General features: G+C 68.2%; 16 protein-coding genes. 4 read left to right on the forward strand and 12 right to left on the reverse strand.

From position 1 onward, the window contains the following. Window positions 1-49: 49 nt before the first annotated feature. The 12 genes from murG to ACQP0C_RS29510 form a co-directional block, all read right to left on the reverse strand. The gene (murG, locus tag ACQP0C_RS29455) at window positions 50-1,168 is read right to left on the reverse strand and encodes an undecaprenyldiphospho-muramoylpentapeptide beta-N-acetylglucosaminyltransferase (protein ID WP_433734693.1); all 1,119 of its coding nucleotides are present in this window, start codon (window positions 1,166-1,168) and stop codon (window positions 50-52) included. Beyond that, window positions 1,159-2,700 (reverse strand): putative lipid II flippase FtsW, encoded by a 1,542-nt coding sequence (ftsW, locus tag ACQP0C_RS29460; RefSeq protein WP_433725148.1) that lies wholly within the window; start codon window positions 2,698-2,700, stop codon window positions 1,159-1,161. Before ftsW ends, murG begins: the two co-directional genes overlap by 10 nt. Continuing rightward, window positions 2,697-4,139 carry a UDP-N-acetylmuramoyl-L-alanine--D-glutamate ligase gene (gene murD / locus ACQP0C_RS29465; protein WP_433734694.1) on the reverse strand — a complete coding sequence of 481 codons (1,443 nt, stop codon included), beginning with the start codon at window positions 4,137-4,139 and terminating at the stop codon, window positions 2,697-2,699. Before murD ends, ftsW begins: the two co-directional genes overlap by 4 nt. Window positions 4,140-4,188: 49 nt before the next feature. After that, window positions 4,189-5,265, reverse strand: a complete 1,077-nt coding sequence (gene mraY, locus ACQP0C_RS29470; protein WP_364485278.1) for a phospho-N-acetylmuramoyl-pentapeptide-transferase — start codon at window positions 5,263-5,265, stop codon at window positions 4,189-4,191. Then, the gene (locus ACQP0C_RS29475; protein ID WP_433725150.1) at window positions 5,262-6,800 is read right to left on the reverse strand and encodes a UDP-N-acetylmuramoyl-tripeptide--D-alanyl-D-alanine ligase; all 1,539 of its coding nucleotides are present in this window, start codon (window positions 6,798-6,800) and stop codon (window positions 5,262-5,264) included. Before ACQP0C_RS29475 ends, mraY begins: the two co-directional genes overlap by 4 nt. After that, window positions 6,797-8,455 carry a UDP-N-acetylmuramoyl-L-alanyl-D-glutamate--2,6-diaminopimelate ligase gene (locus ACQP0C_RS29480; protein ID WP_433725152.1) on the reverse strand — a complete coding sequence of 553 codons (1,659 nt, stop codon included), beginning with the start codon at window positions 8,453-8,455 and terminating at the stop codon, window positions 6,797-6,799. Before ACQP0C_RS29480 ends, ACQP0C_RS29475 begins: the two co-directional genes overlap by 4 nt. A gap of 89 nt (window positions 8,456-8,544) precedes the next feature. Beyond that, a complete protein-coding gene (locus tag ACQP0C_RS29485; RefSeq protein WP_433734695.1) occupies window positions 8,545-10,452 on the reverse strand; it encodes a peptidoglycan D,D-transpeptidase FtsI family protein in 1,908 nt (635 codons plus the stop codon). Between the two features lie 2 nt (window positions 10,453-10,454). Continuing rightward, window positions 10,455-11,309: a hypothetical protein gene (locus ACQP0C_RS29490; RefSeq protein WP_433725154.1), complete on the reverse strand. Its 855-nt coding sequence runs from the start codon at window positions 11,307-11,309 to the stop codon at window positions 10,455-10,457. Then, window positions 11,306-12,283 (reverse strand): 16S rRNA (cytosine(1402)-N(4))-methyltransferase RsmH, encoded by a 978-nt coding sequence (gene rsmH, locus ACQP0C_RS29495; RefSeq protein WP_433725156.1) that lies wholly within the window; start codon window positions 12,281-12,283, stop codon window positions 11,306-11,308. Before rsmH ends, ACQP0C_RS29490 begins: the two co-directional genes overlap by 4 nt. 216 nt (window positions 12,284-12,499) lie before the next feature. Continuing rightward, on the reverse strand, window positions 12,500-12,931 hold the full coding sequence (mraZ, locus tag ACQP0C_RS29500; protein ID WP_330253784.1) for a division/cell wall cluster transcriptional repressor MraZ: 432 nt from the start codon (window positions 12,929-12,931) through the stop codon (window positions 12,500-12,502). Window positions 12,932-13,379: 448 nt separating this feature from the next. Continuing rightward, window positions 13,380-13,802 carry a DUF3040 domain-containing protein gene (locus ACQP0C_RS29505; RefSeq protein ID WP_433725158.1) on the reverse strand — a complete coding sequence of 141 codons (423 nt, stop codon included), beginning with the start codon at window positions 13,800-13,802 and terminating at the stop codon, window positions 13,380-13,382. A 122-nt stretch (window positions 13,803-13,924) separates the two neighbouring features. Then, a complete protein-coding gene (locus ACQP0C_RS29510; RefSeq protein ID WP_433679528.1) occupies window positions 13,925-14,365 on the reverse strand; it encodes an SAV_6107 family HEPN domain-containing protein in 441 nt (146 codons plus the stop codon). Between the two features lie 171 nt (window positions 14,366-14,536). Here ACQP0C_RS29510 and ACQP0C_RS29515 point away from each other — a divergent pair, with 171 nt between their 5' ends. The 4 genes from ACQP0C_RS29515 (at window position 14,537) to ACQP0C_RS29530 (ending at window position 18,749) form a co-directional block, all read left to right on the forward strand. Next, on the forward strand, window positions 14,537-15,154 hold the full coding sequence (locus tag ACQP0C_RS29515; RefSeq protein WP_433725160.1) for a GNAT family N-acetyltransferase: 618 nt from the start codon (window positions 14,537-14,539) through the stop codon (window positions 15,152-15,154). A 209-nt stretch (window positions 15,155-15,363) separates the two neighbouring features. After that, window positions 15,364-16,932 carry a phytoene desaturase family protein gene (locus tag ACQP0C_RS29520; protein WP_433725162.1) on the forward strand — a complete coding sequence of 523 codons (1,569 nt, stop codon included), beginning with the start codon at window positions 15,364-15,366 and terminating at the stop codon, window positions 16,930-16,932. 140 nt (window positions 16,933-17,072) lie between these two features. After that, entirely contained in the window at window positions 17,073-17,984 is a 912-nt protein-coding gene (locus ACQP0C_RS29525) for a carotenoid biosynthesis protein (protein ID WP_433734696.1), read from the forward strand. Between the two features lie 99 nt (window positions 17,985-18,083). After that, window positions 18,084-18,749: an LppM family (lipo)protein gene (locus tag ACQP0C_RS29530; protein WP_433734697.1), complete on the forward strand. Its 666-nt coding sequence runs from the start codon at window positions 18,084-18,086 to the stop codon at window positions 18,747-18,749. The last annotated feature ends 73 nt before the right edge of the window (window positions 18,750-18,822 follow it).

An 18,822-nucleotide genomic window follows, 5' to 3' on the forward strand; every position in this document is an offset into this window, starting at 1 on the left:
GCGGTCCCGGACTCGATCGCCCCGGATTCGGTGGCATCGGCACCCGTGGTCACCGGCCGCTCACCTCCACGACAATGCGCGCCAGCTCGTCGGCGGCATCGCGATGCCCGGCGCCTGCGGCGGACAGGCCCATCTGGATCAGCCGTGCGCGGTCGGTCAGCAGCGGTATCACCTCGTCGATCACGTATTTCGGGGTCAGCTCGGCGTCGGGGACGATTCTGCCACCCCCCTGGCGGACGATCGGCCTGGCATTGAGTTCCTGCTCACCGTTGCCGTGTGGCAGCGGCACATAGAACGCGGGCAGGCCGACCGCCGACACCTCGGCGACGGTCATCGCGCCGGAACGGCAGACGACCGCGTCCGCGGCGGCATAGGCCAAGTCCATCCGGGAAACATACGGCACGGCGAGATAGCGCGCCCCACCCTCACCCGATTCTCGCACTTCGAGGGTGTTCTTGGGGCCGTGCGCGTGCAGCACCGAAACACCCGCCGCCGCCAGCTGCGGCGCCGCGCCGGAGACCGCGTTGTTCAATGACACCGCGCCCTGGGATCCGCCGAAGACCAGCAGCACCGGCCCCTCGGCGGGCAGGCCGAAGTGCGCGCGGGCCTCGCCCCGCAGTGCGGCCCGATCCAGTGCGGTGATGGAGCCGCGCACCGGAATGCCGATGACCTCGGCGTTGGCGAGTCCGGAATCGGGTACGGCGGCAAGCACTCTGGCGGCGCGCCTGGCGCCGACCTTATTGGCGATGCCCGCCTTGGCATTCGCCTCGTGCACCACCACCGGCACCGCGCGCCTACGCCCCGATAAGCCGCGACCCGCCGCGAGGTAGGCGGGCAGTGCGACATAGCCGCCGAAGCCGACGATCACATCGGCCCCGACCGCATCGATGACAGCTCTGGTCCTGGCCACCGAGGCGCGCACCCGGCCGGGCAGGCGCAGCAGATCCGCGGTCGGCTTGCGCGGCAACGGAACCGGCGGGATCAACTCGAGCGGATAGCCGCGCTCGGGCACCAGTTTGGTCTCGAGTCCGCGTTCGGTGCCGAGTGCGGTGACCCGGATCGAATCGTCGAGTCGCTTCAGCGCGTCGGCGACGGCCAGCGCGGGCTCGATATGGCCCGCGGTGCCACCGCCAGCGACGATCACCGACAGTGGGTCACTCACCTGGATCTTCCCCGATCTCTCGCATGGTTTATCGGATAGCTCGGCTCCCACGCCCTGGTCGCCCGCAGGGAACTCGTCCCCCGGCTCTCCGGCGCGCGGCGTCGGCCCGGGTCGGCTTGCGGCCGTCGGCTCGGCGGCAGTGCCGCCCGCGCCCGCTCGGCCTTGGCCCGCTCGGCCCGCGCTCGCTGTTCGGCGGCCTTGGCCTTGGCCGCGGCCGTGCGCGCCCGCGCCGCATCCGCCTTGGCCGGTGAGTACACCTCCGGCTTGGGCAGCCGCAGCAGCCGGCTGAATCGGCCGTCCTGTCCGGCCTGCAGCGCCGCGATCGCCTCGGGTTCATGTCTGGCCGCATTGGCGATGATGCCGAACATGAACAGCGTGATCGCCAGCGACGAGCCACCCGCCGAGACCAGCGGCAGCTGCAGGCCGGTCACCGGGAGCAAGTTGACCACATAGCCGATATTGATCAGCGCCTGACCGGTTATCCAGGTCGTCGCGGTCGCGGTGAGCAGCCGCAGGAACGGATCGGCCGAGCGGCTCGCGATGCGCAGGCCGGTGTAGACGAACAGCGCGAACAGCCCCAAAACCAGTGCGCAGCCGAGGAAGCCGAGTTCCTCGCCGATGATGGCGAAGATGAAGTCGTTGTGCGCGTTCGGCAGGTATTGCCATTTGGCCCGGCTCTGCCCGAGACCACGGCCCCAGATGCCGCCATCGGCCAGTGAGTACAACGCCTGGCGCGCTTGGTAATTGATGCCCTGCGGATCGTCACCCGGATTGAAGAACGCGCGCATGCGGTCCGAGCGATAGCCCGCGGACAGCGCGAGTACGCCCGCGGCGATGACACCCGAGATCGCGATGGTGACGAACAGTCGCACCGGCAGCCCGCCGAACCACAGCAGCGCGGCGAGCACGATGCCGAGCGCGATCGTGGTCGACAGATTCGGCTCCAGCACGACGAGCAGGCACACCAGCAGCCCGGCTGGTACCAGCGGCACCAGGATCTCCTTGAGGCTCGCCTGTTCGGAGCGGCGCGAGGCGAGCAGATGCGCTCCCCACACCACCAGCGTCACCTTCACGATCTCCGAGGGCTGCACCGAGATCGGGCCGAGGAAGAACCAGCGCCGCGCGCCCTGCACCTGGGAGCCGATGCCCGGGATCAGGACCAGCACCAGCGCCAGCACCGAGATCGCGAACAGCGGAAAAGACCACTGCCGCAGCCGACGCAGCGAAATCCGCAGCGCGAGATAGAACAGCACCGCACCGATCGCGGCGAACATGGCCTGCTGGATGAACAGCGAATACGCCGAGCCACCATCGACATACGCCTCGACGCTCGACGCCGAGAGCACCATGACCAAGCCGAGCACGGTGAGCAGCGTCGCGATCGTGACGACCAGATGGAAGGACGCGAGCGGGCGCGCCAGCCAGGCGCCGAATTTGGTGGCCGCCAGCCGATTCCGCCGCGGTGTCCGATCGGCGGCGCTCCCGGATCCCTCCGTGGTCACGCTCGGCTGCCGTCTGCGCCGCGGGGTCTCGGTCATAGTTGCCGCCCGATGTCACCGTCTTCCAGGGCGGCCACCGCGGCGGCGAAGCTGCGCCCCCGGTGGGTGTAGTCGGCGAACATATCCAAGGAGGCCGCGGCGGGGGCCAGCAGCACGGTGTCGCCGCGACGGGCGAGCCCGGCCGCAGCGCGAACGGCACGCGCCATGACGGCGTCGGCGCTCGCCTCATCGATCCCAGCGTCACCCATGCCTGCATGGTCTCCCGCGCGGACCTCGATGACCGGGACCTCGGGCGCGTGTCGCGCCAATGCGGCCGCGATTACCGGCGCGTCGGCGCCGAGCAGCACGGCGGCGCCGAGCCGGTCGGCGACCTCCTCGACCAGATCCTCGACCGAAGCGCCCTTCAATTGCCCACCGGCGATCCAGATCACCTGCGGGTGGCCCAGAATTGATGCGCGTGCGGCATGCGGGTTGGTGGCCTTGGAGTCGTCGATGAATTCGACCCCGGCCAGCTCACGCACGAATGCGGCCCGATGCGGACCGACCTTGTGCTCGATGAGGCCTTCGCGCACGAACTGCGGTGCGATATCGATGGCCCTGGTCAGCGCCGCGGCCGCGAGCGCGTTGGCAACACCGGCGGGGCCCTTGGGGCTGATATCGCCGACTTCGGCGAGGATCGCGGCCTTGGTGAAGGCGCGGTCGAGCAGTTTGCCGTCCACGACACCGAGTTCACCATCGGCGGGCACGCCGATCCGGAAGCCGACCGTCCGGCGCGCCTTACTGCGCCGAGCCAGCGAGGCGGCCACCGGATCGTCGAGTCCGACGACGCCGACGCGGCCGTACAGTGCCCTGGACTTGGCGGCGGCATAGGCATCGAGGCCGCCGTGCCAATCCAGATGGTCCTCGGCCACATTCAGCACCACGCCGGCCTCGGGCCGCACCGAAGGCGCCCAATGCAATTGGAACGAGGACAGTTCGACCGCGAGCACCTGCGGACCGGGATTGCGCCGCAACGCATCCAGGATCGGCAGCCCGATATTGCCGCAGGCGACACTGGCGATACCCGCGGCGCGCAGGATCGAATGCACCATCGATGTGGTGGTGGTCTTGCCGTTGGTGCCGGTCACCACAAGCCACTTGCGGACCGGACCGTAGATTCTGGCCTGATCGACCCACCAGGCGAATTCGACATCGCCCCAGACCGGGGTGCCCTCGGTCACCGCCGCGGCGAGCACCGGTGAGTCCGGGCGCCAGCCCGGACTGGTGATGACCAGCGCGAACCGGTTCCAGTCCGCGGATTCCAGTTCGGTGCAGGTCGCGATGTCGAGGCCGAGCCCGGCTGCCTCGGCCAACGCGGCCGCGCCGCCGTCGGTGACCACCGGGTGCGCGCCGATATCACGCAGCGGTTCGATCAGCGAGCGACCCGAGACGCCCCATCCGGCCACCAGAACGTCACGGCCGCGCAGGAATTCGAGCATGGGCCCCGGTGTCCGCAGGGCCCTCGGAGAATGTTCGACCATCGCTACTTCACCCGACCGCTGAGAGATATTCGCTATAGAACAGGCCGAGTCCGACCGCCGACGCCATGGCCGCCAGTAGCCAGAACCGGATGATCACCGTAGTCTCGGCCCATTTGCTGAGTTCGAAGTGATGATGGAACGGCGCCATCTTGAATAACCGGTTGCGGGTTGTGCGGTACACCGCGACCTGCAGCACCACCGAGGCGGTCTCGGCGACGAACAGCGCGCCGATCACAACCATCAGCAATTCCGTTCGCGTGGTGATCGAGAGTCCCGCGAGCATGCCACCAAGGGCCAGCGAACCGGTGTCGCCCATGAAGATCTTGGCCGGTGCGGCATTCCACCACAGGAAGCCGACACACGCGGCGGCGGCCGAGGCGCATACCAGCGCTAGATCCAGCGGATCGCGCACGTTGTAGCAGCCCGCCTCCGGAATCGTCGCGCAGGCATTGCGGTACTGCCAGAACGTGATGATCACGTAGGCGCCGAGCACCAGGCTCATCGAACCCGCGGCCAGACCGTCCAGGCCGTCGGTCAGGTTCACCGCATTCGACCAGGCCACGACCAGCAGACAGACCCAGCACAGGAAGATGATCACGCCCATCGACACCGTGGTGATATCGCGGACATAGGACAGGTGCTTACTCGCCGGAGTCAACCCGTTGCCGCCGCGGAACTGCAATGCGAGGATCCCGAAAAGAACCGCGGCGCTGATCTGACCGACGTACTTGCCGGCGGCCGACAGCCCCAGATTGCGCTGCTTGCGCAGTTTGATGAAGTCGTCGAGGAAGCCGACCACACCGAGTGCGGTGGTCAGCCCGAGCACCAGAATGCCCGATGCGGACGGCCCGTCGGCGTCGTAGCCGATGCCGATCAGATGTGAGCCGAGGTAGCCGGCCCACATGCCGACCAGGATGGCCACACCACCCATGGTCGGGGTGCCGCGCTTGGCCTGATGACTGGCCGGACCGTCGACGCGGATCTCCTGGCCGAAGCCCTGCCTGGCGAAGATCCGTATCAATAGCGGCGTCAGCAGGATGGAGACCGCCAGCGCGATCCCCGCCGCGAACAGAATCTGCCTCATCCGAGAGCCTCCGTGCTACCCCTAGTTCCCGCACGCTCCGCGCCGGTCAAATGTTCGGCGACCGCCCAGAGGCCGACCGCCTTGGATGCTTTGACCAGCACCACATCACCCGACTCGACCTCACTGTCGAGCAGCGCGATGGCCGCGCCGATATCGGGTACGAGGATCGACTCCTCGCCCCACGAGCCTTCCATTACCGCACCCTGATGCATCGCGTGGGATGGCCTTCCGGTGCCGACCACGATCAGCCGGGAGACATCCAGACGCACCGCGAGACGGCCGATCCGGTCGTGTTCGATAACGGATTCCTCGCCCAGTTCACCCATTTCGCCGAGCACGGCCCAGCTGCGGCGCGGGGTATCACCCGTGCGGGACATGGTCACCAGGGCCTTGAGTGCGGCGCGCACCGAATCCGGATTGGCGTTATAGGAGTCGTTGACCACGGTGATGCCGTCGGCGGTGGTCCGCACATCCATGCGGCGCGCCGATGCGGCGTGCGCACCGGACAGTGCCCGCGCGACGGTCTCGAGGTCGGCGCCGCATTCGAGCGCGACCGCGGCCGCGGCCAGTGCGTTGCCGACCTGGTGTTCGCCGTGTACGGCCAATTGCACCGCAATGCTGCCCTTGTCGGTGTGCAGCGTGAAGCCCGCGCGGGCCTCGGCGTCCAGTTGGACGTCGGTGGCCCGGATCTCGGCGTTCGCCGCCTGGCCGACCGTCACCACGCGGGCATTCGTGCGCGCGGCCATCGCGGCCACCTGCGGATCGTCGGCATTGAGCACGGCGAGTCCGTTCGGCGGCAGCGCCTCGACGAGTTCGCCCTTGGTCTGCGCAATGGCCTCGCGGCTGCCGAATTCGCCGAGATGGGCGGTGCCGACATTGAGCACAACGCCGATCTTCGGCGGTGCGACCCGCGCGAGCGCGGCGATATGGCCCGGGCCGCGTGCGGACAGTTCCAGCACCAGGAAGCGGGTGTCGGCATCGGCGCGCAGCGCGGTCCACGGGTGGCCGAGTTCGTTGTTGAACGATCCAGGTGGGGCGACGACCGGCCCCAGCGGCGCGAGCACGGCCGCGAGCAGATCCTTGGTCGAGGTCTTGCCCGAGGAGCCGGTGACCCCGACAACGGTGAGTCCGCCGGCTGCTGTGGCCGATCGGCCGCCCTCGGCGGCGGAAAGACGTTCGACACTCACCCGGGCGAGCGTAGCGAGCGCGGCCAGCACCGCGGCCCCCGACCCATCCGAATCACCGGCCAGCGCAACGGATTTCGCGGGCACGGTGCCCGGGCTCGGGGTCACCACGATGGCGGGCACGCCCACCGGACGGGCCGCGAGCACCGCGACCGCACCGGCGTCGATCGCCGTCTTCGCGTAGTCGTGGCCGTCGGCGTGCTCGCCGGGCAGGGCCAGGAACAGATCACCGGAACTGATTCGGCGCGAATCGAATTCGACCGAACCCGTTACCGTCACCTCCGGGTCGGGGGCATCGTGCAGCGTGCCGCCGACGACCGCCGCGATCTCCCGCAGTGTCATCTCGATCATGAAACCGTCAAGTCCTCCGCGTCCGACCCCTGCGGACTCTGCTCAGTGTTGCCGTCCTGCGTCGTCTGGTCGCCACGCAGGCCCCGCTCCCGTCTTTCCAACGCCGCCGCGAGCACTTCGCGGTCGTCGAACGGATGCTTCACACCCTGGATCTCCTGCCCTGCCTCATGGCCCTTACCCGCCACCAGCACCACATCACCGGGACGCGCCCAATCGACGGCGGCGGCGATGGCCGCGGCCCGGTCCCCGATTTCGCGCACCTCGCCGCGTTCGGCCTGCGCAACCGCGAGCGCGCCCGCACGCAAGGCGGCACGGATCGCCGCCGGATCCTCGCTGCGCGGATTGTCATCGGTGATGATCAGCAGATCGGCGCCACGCGCACCGGCGGCACCCATCAGCGCGCGCTTGCCCGCATCCCGGTCACCTCCCGCGCCGACGACTACGGCCAACCGACCGGCAGTATCCGCCGCGAGATGTTCGCGCAGCGTGGCGATCACCGACTCCACCGCGGCGGGTTTGTGTGCGTAGTCGACGATCGCCAGGAAATCCTGCCCCCGCTCGACCCGCTGCATCCGGCCCGGCACGTCGACGGTGGCCAGGGCCGGCGCCGCGACGGCGGGATCGGCTCCCGCGGCCGCGCACACCGCGACCGCAAGCAGTCCGTTGGCGATGTTGTAGCGGCCCGGAAGTCGTAGGCGCACATCGACATTCGTCTCCGGTCCGGCGGCGCTGAACTCCTGCTCGCCGCCGTGCGCGGATACCTCGCCGGTGAGCTGCCAGGTGCCGGATCCGATGGTGGATACGGTGATCGGGTCCGCGAGGTCGGCGGCCAGGCGCTGTCCCCACTCATCGTCGACGCAGATGACAGTGGTGCGCGCGGCGACCGGCGACGCCGGTTCGAAAAGCCTGCGCTTGGCGGCGAAGTAGTCCTCGAAGTCGGCGTGGAAGTCCAGGTGGTCCTGCGAGAGATTGGTGAACGCGCCCACCGTGAAGCGCACACCGTCCACCCGGCCCAGCGCGAGCGCGTGGCTGGAGACCTCCATCACCACCGCGTCCACACCCTGCTCGACCATCAGCGCGAAGATCGCGTGCAGCTGCGGTGCCTCGGGCGTGGTCAACGCGCTCGGCACCCGGCGACCGCCGATTCTGGTCTCGATGGTGCCGATCAGCGCCGTGGACAGGCCAGCGGCCGCCAATCCGGCCTCCACCAGATATGCGGTAGTGGTCTTGCCGGAGGTGCCGGTAATGCCGACGATGCGCAGCCGCTGCGACGGATTGCCGTAGAGCGCGCCCGACAGCTCGCCGAGCACCGACCTCGGCTGCTCACGGACCAGCACCGGTACATCGATGTCACCGATCAGTTCGGCACCCGCCGGATCGGTGAACACCGCGACCGCGCCCTGCTCGACGGCGTCGCGCGCGAACCGGGCCCCGTGCGACTGCGCGCCGGGCAGCGCGGCGAACAGATCACCCGGCAGCACCGCGTTCGAGCGCTGCTCGATGCCGGTGACCTGGATCTGCGTGAGATCCGCGCGCGATGAGCTGGCACCGGTCAGTGCCAGCACGGTGGACAACGACGTCGACCTCGGGTGGGTCGGCCGGAGCGCGTGCTGGCTGGGCTGCGCGGGCACAAGGCTCCTCTCGGGAATCGGCACGGATGGGGACTGAGTTGATCTATGGGAGACAGGGAACGTCGAGTCAGGTTACCGACGTCGGCTCACGGCCGGACAACGTGGCTCCAATCTTATGAAGCCTGCAGAACGAACCGCCGGGAAGGCTCGGGCGAGGGCGGGATCCGGTCACGCTGCAACGCCCAGGAGGCGATGTTGTGGAACAGGGGTGCCACCGACCCGCCGCCACTGCCGTCGGAGCTGCGAATCGGCGCGTCGAGCATCAGGCCGATGACGTAGCGCGGATTGTCCGCAGGCGCCATACCGGCGAAGGTGATGTAGAACGACGACGTCGAGTAGCAGCGGCAGCTCGGGTCCACCTTCTGCGCGGTGCCGGTCTTACCCGCCACCTGATAGCCATCGATCGCCGCCGGCGAACCGGTACCCATCTGCACACCCATCGGATCGCGCTGCACGACCGCCTGGAACATGGTGCGCAGCGTTGCCGCGGTGTGCTCGCTGACCACCCGCACCCCCTCGGGCTGCGGCTCCTCGGTGCGGGTGTCGTCCGGCGCGATCTTGGCCTTGACGATGCGCGGCGGAATCCGCAGGCCGCCATTGGCGATGGCCTGGTACATCCCGGTCATCTGCAGGGTGGTCATCGAAAGGCCCTGTCCGATGGGCAGATTCGCGAAGGTGCCACCGGACCACTGGTCGCGCGCCGGCACCTGCCCCGGGCTCTCGCCCGGCAGTCCGACACCGGTGCGCTGACCGAGACCGAACCGGTTGACCATATCCGCGAACCGGTCCTCACCGACCCGCTGCGCCAGCATCAGCGTGCCGACATTGGAGGACTTACCGAATATGCCGGTGGTGGTATACGCCGCGGTGCTGTGCTCCCAGGCATCGTGCACGGTGGCCCCCGCCATCTGGATCTCACCGGGCACATGCAGCACCTCATCCGGGTTGGTCAATCCGTATTCGATGGCCGCGGCCGCGGTCACGATCTTGTTGACCGAGCCGGGTTCGAACGGATCCTGCACCGAGGGGTTCTGCATCTCGGCATTGCCCCAATGCTGGGGTCCCAGTGCGGGGTTGAAGGTGTTGTCGTTCGACATCGCCAGCACCTGGCCGGTCTTCGCGTCGAGTACGACGGCCGAGGCGGCGTTCGCACCGGACATCTCCTTGGCCTGCTGGACCTGCTGCTGGACGTAGTACTGCAGATCCGAATCCAGGGTCAACTCGACGCGGTAGCCGTTCACCGCGGGCTGCTTATCGCGCCAGCTGCCGGGAATGATCGCGCCATCGGATCCGCGGTCGTAGGTGTGCGAGCCGTCGGTGCCCGCCAGCAGCGAGTCCAGCGACGATTCCAACCCCATCTGCCCGTGTCCGTCCCAGCCGGTGGTGCCGAGCACATTGGCGGCCAGTGATCCGCCCGGATACTCGCGCACATCCTGGCGTTCGGCGCCCACTTCGGGATAGAGCACGGTGATATCGGAGGCGATGCGCGGATCGACATTGCGGGCGAGATAGACGAACGGGGTATCGCTGTTCATCTTCTCGAGCAGCGCGGATTCGGCGGGCGCGTCCTTGCCGAGCCTGTCGTGGATGGTCTTCGCGATGGCCTTCAGTCGTTCCTCCGGATCCGGTGCCTTGGCGGATTTGGCCTTCGCGTCGGCGAGTTGCTTGCGCACCACCACCGGCTGGAAGTTCAGGGCCTGCGCGCTCAGTGTGAAGGCGAGGGTCTTGCCATTGCGGTCGGTGATCGGGCCGCGAGTCGCCGTATCGATCTTGCGGGTGGTGCGCTGGTCGGCCGCCTGCGCGGACAGGCTCGGCGCGGAGATACTCTGCACCCAGAGCAATTGGAGTGCCACGACCGCCAGCGCGACCAGCATGATCACCCGGCCGACACCGAGGCGCAGGCGCAGCGGCCGGTCGACCGCGGCCGTCCGTGGTCTGGCCGCACCGGTCGCCCGCGATGATTCCGCCTTGGACGCCGCGGGCCCGCGGCGCTGGCGCGACGCGGGCCGGGTCTGGCGCATGCTCACCTAGCGCCCCCGTCCGGGGCGAGTGGTTCGGGTTGCACCGCTTGCGCCTGAGGTGCCACCGGCTGCGGCGTTTCCACCGGGGCCTGCGCGAGCGGACTCGGCGTCGGCAGTGCACTGGCCGGTGTCGGACTCGGCTGCGGACTCCCCTGTACGACAACGGTATTCGCTTGACCGGCGGTCGCGGGCTGACCGGTAGTCGCGGGCTGACCGGTAGTCGCGGGCTGACCGGTAGTCGCGGGCTGACCGGCGGTCGGCTGAGCGGTCGGCGGCGGCGTGATCGTCACCGGAATAACTCGCTCGCCGCGCGCCTGCGCGTTATTTACCGGCGTGGTGGTCGGCGCGCTCGGCGAGGGGTTCAGCGGCGGCACCGGTGCGCCCTGGGCGGGCGTCGGCTTGCCGATCACCGTCACGCCGCCGTCCGGTCCGACCACGAGGCGGGCCGGATCCTTGGCCGGGATCATGCCGAGTTCGCGGGCCCGCGCGGCGAGTTCGGGCGCGGAATCGGCGGCCTCCACCTCCCGCTGCAGTGCCGCCCGTTCGTCGGCCAGCTTGCGGTTGGTCGCCCTGGCGTCGCCGAGCTGATAGCTGTCCTCCGCCGAGCGGGTGGTGAGCAGCAGGGTGAGCGCGAGGCCGCAGCCGAGCATCGCAATGATGGCCGCCACGAACGGAATTCGCGCAGCCATCGCCGAGGCGCGCTGCTTCGGCAGGTCCTGGTGATCCTCCGAGTGTTCCGCACGCATCCGGCGCTTGGCGTAGGCGCGTTGTGCGGCACCCGATTTCACCCGCTCCGCGGCCTGAACCCGGCGGGCGATCCGGCCCGGCGCCTCGGCGGTACGCGTGCGCACGCTCATGCTGTCCCCTCCTCGATTCGCTCCGCCGCGCGCATCCGCACGGGAGCCGCCCTCGGGTTCTCTTCGATCTCTTGTTCCGTCGCCTTCTCGGCCCCACGGGTCAGCAACCTGAATTCCGGTCCCATACCGGGCAATTCGACCGGCAGATCGACCGGCGTCCGTGACGTGGTGCGCGCCGACAACTCCTGTTTGACCACCCGATCCTCGAGCGACTGATACGACATGATCACGATCCGGCCGCCGACCCGCAGCGAGTCGAGCGCGGCGGGCAATGCCGCCCGCAGCGAATCCAATTCGCCGTTGACCTCCACCCGCAGCGCCTGGAAGGTCCGCTTGGCCGGATGACCGCCGGTCCGCCGGGTCGCGGCCGGAATTGTCGCGTAAAGCAATTCGACGAGCTCGGCACTGGTGGTGAACGGCTTCTGCTGCCGACGGCGCACCACCTCGGCGGCGATCTTGCCCGCGAAGCGTTCCTCGCCATAGGTTTTCAGTACGCGCGCCAAATCGCCGTGGCTGTAGGTATTGAGCACATCCGCGGCGGTGATGCCGGTGGTCGGGTCCATCCGCATATCCAGCGGCGCGTCGACGGAGTAGGCGAATCCGCGCTCGGCCTCGTCGAGCTGCATCGAGGAGACACCGAGATCCATCAGGATGGCGCTGACCGAACCGGTGGTCGGCAGTCCGGCCTGCGTCAGGGCAGCCGCGATTCCGTCATATCGGATGTGCACCAAGGTGATTCGATCCGCGAACGGGGCCAGTCGTGCACCCGCCAGCGCCAACGCGTGGGTGTCACGGTCGAGTCCGACGAGACGCATGTTCGAATACGTCCGTAGAAAATGTTCGGCGTGGCCGCCCAAACCCAGTGTCGCGTCTACATAGACGGCGCCGGGTTCGGACAATGCCGGGCCGAGCAACGCGTCGGCCCGCTGGAGCAGAACCGGAACATGGCGAGGGCCGTCCTGTTCACGGTTCACCTCGTCCTCCCGGAATCGTGCCTCGCGTCGTCGCGCACCGAGCGGTGCCGATGGGTCACTCGTTACGCCCGCTCACGGGTCGTCTTGTTAGACAGCTGCTTTGGAAAATACGAATGCCGCGGGGTCTCTGACCGGAGCCTCGGCACCTGGCGTCGGGGAAGTACGTCAGGGTCCGCGCGTCCGGGCAGAGGCCGCGTGGCACTCGTTCGCTCAGGGCTAGAAGATGCCGCCCAGCGACTCGTCTCTCGCTTCGGCGTAGTCCTCCTCGTGCTCGGCGAGGTAGGACTCCCACGCCTGCTTATCCCATATTTCGAGGAAGTCGACCGATCCGATCACCACGCAGTCCCGCGAAAGGTTTGCGTAGCGACGGTGATCGGCCGACAACACGATCCGGCCTTGGGCGTCCGGACGCTGTTCATCCGTTCCGGCCGCGAGTGCCCGGACGAACGCGCGCGCCTGCGGATTACTTCGAGACGCCGCCGCGGCTCGCCGAGCGAGCGCGGTGAACTCTTCCTTGGGATATACGGCAAGGCTGTGGTCCTGACCCTTCGTGACCATCAACCCTCCCGCCAGATCGTCTCGAAACTTCGCAGGCAACGTCAGTCGCCCCTTGTCATCCAACCGAGGTGTGTAGGTACCGAGAAACATCCCGCTACCTCCTGGATGAACCCCGCCGCGCGGGGAGCACGATCACCTCGGATGTATGCCCTTCCTCTAGTGCGCGCTCCACATTACCCCACTTTCCCCCACTTTCAATCGAAACTCAGGGTGATCTGGCTCCCCGCGTCGTCGATTGCGCAGGTCATCCCAGCTATCACGGTGGTGGAGAACTTTTTCCGTGTTCTGGCGACACGCGCCACACGACGAGACGATCGCCCGACAACAACCAGCAAACGCCCTGGTGCACCTCATTTCGGCCGATCATGGACCGCCACATGGGTGGCCGATGGGGCATGGTGGGGGAAGATCGTGGGGCGTTGTGGGGAACCGCCCGCGGGGATCATCCAGCAGCCGGGTGGCTCACGCATGAGAACGCGCCGCCGCACCTTTTCGGTGCGGCGGCGCGTTCGATATGTAGATGTCGGCTACGAGCGCGCTACTCCTGATCGAAGCGGCGCCGGAACCGATCTTCCATGCGTTCGGAGAAACCACCGGACTTGCGCTGTCGCCCACGTCCGCTCGATCCGCCGCTCGCGCCACCGGATTGGGCATTGCCCGACCGGTCGCCCTTGGCCATGCCCTTGGAGCTGCCGAGCAGCAACAGCACGCCTGCGGCGAACATCACGATGAATCCGATCAGGCTGATGATCGGAAAGTCGCCGAGCTTCACCGGAGCGGCGATCCCAGCGACCAGTAGAAACAGACCAAGGGCGAACAGGGCCGCGGCCTGGAGTCTGCGGCGACTCGAGGTCGAGCGAAGGCGTCCGCCGCGGACGGACGACGCGAACTTCGGATCCTCAGCATAGAGCGCGCTCTCGATCTGTTCGAGCATGCGCTGCTCGTGCTCGGAGAGTGGCACGGTACCTCCCCCGGCACTAGGACGTGGCTGTCGCCTCCGGGTAGGCGACAGATAGCCAAGGTCGGCTATCTGCCACCAATGATACGAGTTCGATCAGTGCCGTACCACCTACTCGCCGATAACTAAGCGGTCATACCGCCCGACCACCCCGGCGCGGGACGCAAACGAGCACCGGTGTTCAGCAGATCTTCGACGTCGTGCAGGAATGCGCCCACCCGCGAATAGAACTCGTCGGCCTGCTGATCATCGATATTGCGATCCAACCCCGCCTCCAGCGCCGCCCTGATCTCCGAACGGGCACTGAAGTAGTCGGCCCACATGACGAATTCGGGCGCGGCGCGCTGCAACAGCACCCAGGCGTTGCGCGAACGCGCCCGCGGCGCGGCGTCCGCCCCGGTATACGCGAGCACCGCACCAGCACCGCGCAATGCGGCGAGATACGCGGTCCGGAAACGTTCGCGCGGATCGCGCTCCCCCGCCGCCTGCATCAGCAGGCCGTCCGCCCGCTGCAGCAGCTTGCCCGCCTTGCCGGGTTGCCCCCGGTGTTCGATCCGACCGGACATCAGCCGTCCCTCCGAGTTCGTTCAGAGTCGTTCAACGCCGCTCACCTGGCCTATCGTGGGCGCGAACGCCGAGTTCCCAGCACCGCGCGGATCGAACAGGTATTCGAACGTTTGAATTGAGATTGAATATAGGGACACCCACCGACAACTTTCCGCGGACCGACGAGAGCCATGACCGCCGTCAAGCCCAAACACACCCCCGCCAACGCACCCGTCGTCATCGATCTCCCGATCACGGCGCTACGCTCCCGGCTGCACGATGCGCTGGCGGTGTACGTCGCGGCGATGGAATATCCGCATGGCACCGAACACCATCGCGCGCCGATGTGGACCGAACACACCACCCGGCCCGGCTGGCAGGCCGTCGCCGCCGTCGTCCCCGATGATTCCGGACAGATCGACCTGCGGACCGCGCCGATCGTGGCCATCGCCTACGGCTATCACGGCGCGGCCCACCAGTGGTGGCATCAGCAGGTGCACAGCGGAATGCGGCGCTCGGGCTGGCCGGAACACTCTGCGCGCGAACTGCTTTCGGACTATTTCGAATTGACCGAACTGCATGTGCATCCCTCGGCGCAGGGCCGGGGCATCGGTGGTGCGCTGCTGACGCGACTGCTCGCGAACCGCACCGAGAGCGCGGTACTGCTGTCCACACCGGAGGTGGCGCGCGAGGCCAATCGCGCGTGGCGGCTGTATCGGCGACTCGGATTCACCGATGTGATCCGGAATTTCGTCTTCGCGGGTGATACCAGGCCGTTCGCGATCCTGGGGCGGCGGCTGCCCTTGTGACCGAAGACACCGCACCAACGGTCGCAGCGGAGCCGAGCGCTAGCGAGGCGCAGCTGTGACCGAGCGTAGCGAGGGCACCAAGGACACAGCACCAACGGTCGCAGCGGAGCCGAGCGCCAGCGAGGCGCAGCTGTGACCGAGCGTAGCGAGGGCACCAAGGACACAGCACCAACGGTCGCAGCGGAGCCGAGCGCCAGCGAGGCGCAGCTGTGACCGTCGTAGTCGTCGGCTCGGGCCACAACGCACTCGTCGCCGCGTGCTATCTGGCGCGCGCCGGTGAGCAGGTGACGGTGCTCGAACGCGACGAGGTGCTCGGCGGCGCGGTATCGACGGTCGAACGCTTTCCCGGCCATCTGGTCGATCGCGGCTCGTCGGCGCACATCATGGTGCGCCATACCGGGATCATCGAGGAATTGCGGCTGTCGCGCTTCGGGCTGCGTTATATCGACTGTGATCCTTGGGGTTTCACGCCCGGCGGACCGGATGGCGGCGCGCCGATCGTATTTCATCGCGATCTCGATCGCACCTGCGCGGGAATCGCGGAAGTCTGCGGTGCGCGAGACGCGGCGGCGTATCGGCGTTTCGTCGAGATCTGGGGACCGCGCTCGGCGCGGGTAATGCGCGCATTCGCCGGCACGCCGACGCCGGGCAGGCTGCTGCGCTCGTTCTGGGGGCTCGACGCGCGCGACGGCGGGAGTGCGCTGTCGCGGGAGTTTCTGCAGACCGGGGATGCGCTGCTGGACGCCTATTTCGACGACGAGCGGCTCAAGGCGTCGCTGGCCTGGTTCGGGGCGCAGTCCGGGCCGCCGATGTCGGAACCGGGGACCGCGCCGATGGTCGGATTCGCCGCGCTGATGCATACGCTGCCGCCGGGCCGGGCCGTGGGCGGAAGTGGGGCGCTGACAGCGGCATTGGTCGCGCGGTTGCGTGCCGACGGTGGCGTGGTGTCGAGCGGCGATGCGGTCACCGCCCTGCGCCAGGTCGGTACGGGTTGGCGGGTTTCGACCGCCTCGGGCCGAAATCTGGACGCGGACACCGTGATCGCGGGCACGCACGTGCTGACCACGCTGGATCTGCTGCGCGACGGCGGATTCGACGGTGCGGTGCTCGACGATTGGCAACGGCGGATCCGGGTCGGTCCGGGCATCGGCATGGTCGTGCGACTCGCGACCAGCGCGCTGCCGCGCTATCCCGGAAGCGCGACCGCCGAATCCGCCAACGGCCTGCAGTTTCTCGTATCGGATCGGCGACAGCTGCGCCGGGCGCACGGTGCGGCGTCGGCCGGGGATCTGCCGCCGCGCCCGGTGGTACTCGCGATGAGCTTCAGCGCGCTGGACCCGAGCATCGCCCCCGCCGGTGAACATCAGCTCTCGCTCTGGGCGCAGTGGCATCCCTACGAGCTGGCCGACGGGAGCGACTGGGCCGTGCACGCCGAGCCGGAGGCCGATCGGATTATCGCCGAAGTCGATTCCTACGCACCGGGTTTCGCGGCGAGTGTGCTGCGGCGGCATGTGCAGACGCCCGTCGATCTGGAGCGCGAACTCGGGCTGCGGGGCGGGAATGTGATGCACGTGGAGATGTCCCTGGATCAGATGATGCTGTGGCGGCCGCTGCCGGAGCTGTCCGGGCAGCGGGTGCCAGGGGCGCCAGGGTTGTATCTGACCGGGGCCTCTACGCATCCGGGTGGTGGGGTGTCCGGAGCCAGTGGACGCAGTGCGGCGCGGTTGGTGCTGCATGATCGACGCCGTAACCGGCTTCCCTTGCTGCGCAGGCGATGACCGAGTCCCGCGAACCGGAGCCGATCGAGCGTCCCGAAGTGCAGGTGCCCGGCCCGGCGGATCTGGAGATCACCCACCGGGTCTCCGGCGCGGATTCTGGTGGGTGCCGCTTCGACGAGAACCGGCCCGGTGCGCTCCGGATGCCGCGTTTGCGGGCGTCCTGGCAATGGACGCCACGACTGATTGTGCCTGCGGGTTTCGCGGTGCTGCTGGTGCTCGTGCAGATCGGTTATCCGCTGTCCTCGGGTGTCGCTCGCGATCGGGTGACCGTGGTGGTCGTACTGCTTTCAGCGGGGACGGCATTGGTGCACGCGGCCGCGACGCGCGGGTTTCGATATGCCACGGGACTTCTGGCGATCGTCTCCGGGCTCGGACTGCTCGCCGAGATCATCGGTACCGCGTCAGGATTCCCCTTCGGTTGCTATGACTACGCCGTCGGCAGGTTGGGGCCAGCGGTGGCAGGTGTGCCATTGGTGGTCGCGCTGGCCTGGACCGGCGGGCTGTACCCGGTGTGGGTCGTGGCCGGGCTGCTGACAAGGCGGACGGCCGGGCGGATTGCGCTGACGGCGGTCGGCGCGGTGGGGTGGGATCTGTTCCTGGATCCGCAGATGGTGGCGGATGGTCAGTGGAGTTGGTGTGCCACCGGTTGGGGTTTGCCCGGACTCGATGAGATTCCCTATACGAACTATCTGGGTTGGTTCGCGGTGGCGCTGGTAATGGCGGGGCTGATGACCGCCTTGGATCGCGGGGCGGGGACACGCACTGTGGGCACGGGACGCAGGATTCCGATTCCGACCGAGGTGCTGGTGCCGGTCGCGGTATTTCTGTGGATGTGGCTCGGCTCGACGCTCGCGCATGCGGTGTTCCTCGATCTGCCGTATTCGGCATGGTACGGATGTGTCGGGTCGGGAGTGCTCGGTGTGCCGCTGCTGGTGCGGTTGATCAGGGCTCGGGGGAACGAAACGGTGCGCACGGCCTGGGTCGGAAGCTGCGGCCGACGCGCGTTCCGCCCGTCGCGTGGCAATCCGAGGCGTGGGCCTGGCACGATGTGAGCCGTGCAGCCGAGTCCTCTCACCGCGATCCCCGATGCCCCGGTTCTACGTTCGCCCCGGCCCGGGGTGCGGGTAGCGGCGGCAGTACTGCTGGCCGCAATGCTGGTGCCCATGCTCGCGGGCTGCTTACGGGTGCAGGTTTCGATGGGTGTGTCGTCCAATGACCGGGTCTCCGGTCGGATCGTGGCCGCGGTCGTGCCCGCGGACGCCAATGACAAGGGCCCGCAGCTCAAGGCGCCCGATTCGCTGGCTGCCAAGGTACGGGTCGAGCCGTACAGCCAGGACGGCTACGTCGGCAGCAAGGTGTTCTTCGAGGATCTGTCCTTCGGCGAGGTCGGCCAGCTCGGCGGACTCTCCGACCAGACCCAGGGCATGTTCAATCTGTCGTTCCAACGCACCGGCGACCTGGTCAGCCTCAACGGCCGAGTCGACCTGAAATCCGTTCCGCCGCACGGCTCGGACGTGCAGTTCACGGTGGCCTTCCCGGCCCGCGTCGCCAAAACCAATGGCAACCGCGAGGACGACTCCACCGTCTCCTGGAAACTCCCGCCCGGCGATGTCTCCACGCTGCGCGCCGAAGTCAGCTACGCCGACCCGAATACCCGCTCCTTCGCGGGCTGGGCCGGCATCGTCGGCGGCATCACCCTCGCCGTGGCCGCCATTGTCGCCGCCATCGCCTACATGAACCGAAACCCCGCGCCCCCCGGCGCCCCCGAATTCAGCTTCTCCATGAGCAGCCTCTGGCGTTCGCTCGTACGCCGCTGATTCTCCACCCCGCACCCCAATTGTTTCGATGCGCAACGGCCAACACCCCGTCGATCCTGAGCGCCACGGCGGC

This window comes from Nocardia sp. CA-129566, from assembly GCF_050956075.1.
Taxonomy (GTDB): domain Bacteria; phylum Actinomycetota; class Actinomycetes; order Mycobacteriales; family Mycobacteriaceae; genus Nocardia.